The sequence below is a fragment of the Actinomyces sp. ICM58 genome, from assembly GCF_000283035.1.
Taxonomy (GTDB): Bacteria; Actinomycetota; Actinomycetes; order Actinomycetales; family Actinomycetaceae; genus Pauljensenia.
This window is the reverse complement of record NZ_ALIY01000197.1, coordinates 1-3,393: the sequence shown is the minus strand read 5'-3', so window position 1 is coordinate 3,393 and position 3,393 is coordinate 1. Positions and strand designations below refer to the sequence as shown.

The 3,393-nt window shown below is 68.2% G+C and carries 4 protein-coding genes and 1 pseudogene; all 5 read right to left on the bottom strand.

The genetic code is table 11. The annotated features are described in order from the left end of the window. The coding region (locus tag HMPREF1138_RS08945; protein WP_009058925.1) for an HAD-IC family P-type ATPase at positions 1-1,409 on the bottom strand (1,409 nt) is incomplete at its 3' end. A gap of 84 nt (positions 1,410-1,493) precedes the next feature. Beyond that, complete coding sequence (locus HMPREF1138_RS08940) at positions 1,494-1,739, bottom strand: heavy-metal-associated domain-containing protein (protein WP_009058929.1); 246 nt, start codon at positions 1,737-1,739, stop codon at positions 1,494-1,496. 15 nt (positions 1,740-1,754) lie between these two features. After that, positions 1,755-2,045 (bottom strand): metal-sensitive transcriptional regulator, encoded by a 291-nt coding sequence (locus HMPREF1138_RS11535; RefSeq protein ID WP_039937750.1) that lies wholly within the window; start codon positions 2,043-2,045, stop codon positions 1,755-1,757. Positions 2,046-2,174: 129 nt separating this feature from the next. Then, positions 2,175-2,450: pseudogene (locus HMPREF1138_RS11580) on the bottom strand (DUF305 domain-containing protein); the annotation flags it as partial. An 82-nt stretch (positions 2,451-2,532) separates the two neighbouring features. Continuing rightward, on the bottom strand, positions 2,533-3,393 hold an 861-nt coding region (locus HMPREF1138_RS08925), incomplete at its 5' end, for an HAD-IC family P-type ATPase (RefSeq protein WP_039937748.1).

Below are 3,393 nucleotides of genomic sequence, written 5' to 3'. Positions count from 1 at the left end.
CCGACGACGCCGAGTCCGGGCTGGTTCGCGAACGCGGTCACGGGCTCCAGCGACAGGCCACGGTCCGCGGCGCCCGACGTGATCGCGCGGGCGACGGGGTGCTCGGAGAGGGATTCGACAGAGGCAGCCAGGGACAGGGCCGAGGCCTCGTCCACCTCAGGTGAGCCGCCCGCGCCGGGAGCGACCGCGACGGACTCGAGGGACATGACGCCCGTGGTGACGGTGCCCGTCTTGTCCAGGAGCATGGTGTCGATCGAGCGCGTCTGCTCGAGGATTTCCGCGTTCTTGATGAGGATGCCGAGCTGCGAGGCGCGCCCCGACCCGACGAGGATCGCGGTGGGCGTGGCCAGGCCGAGTGCGCACGGGCACGCGACGACCAGGACGGCGACGGCCGCCGTGAATGCGGCCTGCACGCCGCCGCCCGCGAGTAGCCAGCCCCCGAGCGTTAGCAGGGAAACGACGATGACGATCGGCACGAACACGCCGGAGATCTGGTCCGCGAGGCGCTGGACGGGGGCCTTGCCGGCCTGGGCCTCGGCGACCATGCGCCCGATCTGCGCGAGCGTCGTGTCGGATCCGACGCGGGTGGCGCGCACCAGCAGGGAGCCCCACGTGTTGACGGTCGCGCCCGTCACGGCGTCGCCGGGGGCGGCGTCCACGGGCACGGATTCACCCGTGAGGAGCGAGGTGTCCAGGGCGGAGGAGCCCTCGACGATGATGCCGTCGGTCGCCACCTTCTCGCCCGGGCGCACCGCAAAGAGGTCCCCGACCTGCAGGGACGAGGCGGGCACGACCTGTTCGCTGCGCTCGCCCGTTGCGGGGTCGACGGTCACGAGCGTCGCCTCCTTGGCGCCCATGCGCAGCAGAGACCGCAGCGCGTCGCCCGCGCGGTAGCGTGCGCGTGCCTCCAGGTAGCGGCCCGTCAGCAGGAATACGACGATCATGCATGCGCCCTCGAAGTAGATCTCCGCGTGGCCGGCGTGCGCCGCGCGCGGGATCAGGCTCATCTGCATGCGCATCCCGAGCATTCCGGCGCCGCCCCACAGGAGGGCCCACCAGCTCCACAGCGTGGAGGAAATGACGCCGAGGGAGACGAGCGTGTCCATCGTCGTCGACCCGTGGCGCCCGGCCGCGAAGGCCGCCCGGTGGAAGGGCCACGCCCCCCACGTGACCACCGGGATCGAGGCCGCCGCGACGACCCACTGCCACCCCGTGAACTGCCACGCGGGAACCATCGACAGGAGCATCGCGAGGATGCCGAGGGGCGCGGAGACGATGAGGCGGCGGCGCAGGTCGGTGGCGTGGGCGCGGGTGCCCTCGCCCACCTGGGGGGTGGGGGCCGAGGCCTGGGATGCCCCGTGCGAAGAGGCGGTAGCTGTGTGGTCGTGCGTCACGGAATCAGTGGACATAGGTACCCTCCGGGGGTATGATCGGGCGAAAGGAAACGAGGCCGGGGGAGGTGCCCCGGCCTCGTCGGTGAGGCGTGGACGTCCTCAGAAGTCGCGCGAGATGCCGGTCAGTGTGAAGCCGGCCTCGGACACCGCGTCGCTCAGCGCCGCGTCGTCCAGGGGGGTGTCGGTCAGGACGGTCACCTTGGAGGTGGCGCCCGAGTTGAGGATGACGTCGACGTTCTTGACGCCGGGGATCTCGCCCAGCTCTTCTTTGACGCTCATCACGCAGTGGCCGCAGGTCATGCCGTCGACGGACAGCTCGATGGTGCGATCGATCTCGGTGGTCATGATGTCTCCTTGTTGTTAGGACTTGATGAGGCGTGCGATGGCCGCGGCCGCCTCGTCGACTTTGGCCTGCGCGGCCTCGTCGGATTCGCGCGCCGCCGTGACGACGCAGTGGTTCATGTGGTCTTTGAGCAGGTTAACCGCGACGGAGTCGATGGCCGACTGGACGGCGGAGACCTGCGTGAGGATGTCGATGCAGTAATCGCCCTGCGAGATCATGCGCTGCAGGCCGCGGACTTGGCCTTCGATGCGGCGCAGGCGCGCGAGGTGATTCTCGGTGTTGCCGTGGTAGCCGTGCTCGTTGCTCATGAGACTGAGTGTACCCCTAGGGGGTATGGGTGTCAAGGGGGTGTCGTCAACGAGCGCTGTGGGGGTGGCGACATGCATCCCCCAATGCGGCGCGCCCAGTCCCGGCCCGCAGTTCACAATAACCCCCTGGACAAACTCCACGACCTGGGCGGGGATACCCTCCTTGGCCAGGAGCATCTCACTCATCTCCACGGCCTGCTGGTAATGGGGGATCATCATCTGGGCAAACATGATGTCCGCGTCGTTGTAATCGGCGGAGATCTCCCCGTCCGCCTCAGTCGTTGCCATGGTGGTCTCGGTCGTCTCAGCGGTAGTCGTCGCAGCGCTGGTGGCCGAGGTGGTGGCGTCGGTGTTGCCTGACTCGGTGGCCTTACCGCAGGCGGCCAGCGCCAGGGCGGAGGCCACGGCGAGAGCGGAAAGAACATAGGGTGCGCTTCATGGTGGAGCCTTTCAGGGTCATATGGGGGCAGTGGAGAGAAGTGGTGGATCAGTGGACGGCGGTGGATGCCGGAGTAGGCGTGGTGTGTTCCTCCTTCGGACTGGTGGGAGCCAGGTGGGCCGGGTCCAGATCAATCCGGCGCAGCAGCTGAGCGTTAAGCGCCACCACAATCGTCGACAGCGACATCAACACCGCAGCAGCAGCCGGGGGAAGCAGAATGCCGCTAGAGGCGAGCACGCCGGCGGCCAGGGGCACGGACAAGATGTTGTAACCGGACGCCCAGATGAGGTTCTGGATCATCTTGCGGTAGCTGGCCTGCGAGAGCTCAATCATCGACAATATTGCCCGGGGATCGTCACTGGCCAGGACCACTCCGGCGGATTCCATCGCCACATCCGTGCCGGCCCCGATGGCGATGCCGACCTCGGCGCGGGCCAGGGCCGGGGCGTCGTTGACACCGTCGCCGACCATGGCCACGCTCAGGCCACGCTCCTGTAACTGGGTGACCTTGGTGTCCTTGTCCTGGGGCAGGACCTCGGCGAAGACCTCATCAATCCCCAGGTCCTGGCCAACCGCACGGGCCACCTGCTGCGCGTCACCGGTAATCATCGCGACCTTCACCCCGCGGTCCTGCAGGGCTTTCACAGCGGCGCGGGATTCGGGGCGGATCTTGTCCTCAACGGCCACCGCACCGATAATCTGACCGTCGCGGACAATATGGAGTACACCGGCCCCACGCCCGGTCCAGGCGCTGGTGGTGTCGGTGAGCTCGGCCGGGGTGGTGAGGTTGAACTCGCGCAGCATGTTCGGCCCGCCCACGAGGATCTCAGCGCCATCGACAGTGGCCCGGACCCCCCGGCCGGAGGCGTCGCTGAAACCAGTTGCACGGATTTGCCGACGAGAGGCCTC

Bases quoted from the DNA above. Each gene is read 5' to 3' on its own strand.
- HMPREF1138_RS08940 (WP_009058929.1), bottom strand. From the start codon at position 1,739: ATGACCACCGAGATCGATCGCACCATCGAGCTGTCCGTCGACGGCATG.
- HMPREF1138_RS11535 (WP_039937750.1), bottom strand. From the start codon at position 2,045: ATGAGCAACGAGCACGGCTACCACGGCAACACCGAGAATCACCTCGCG.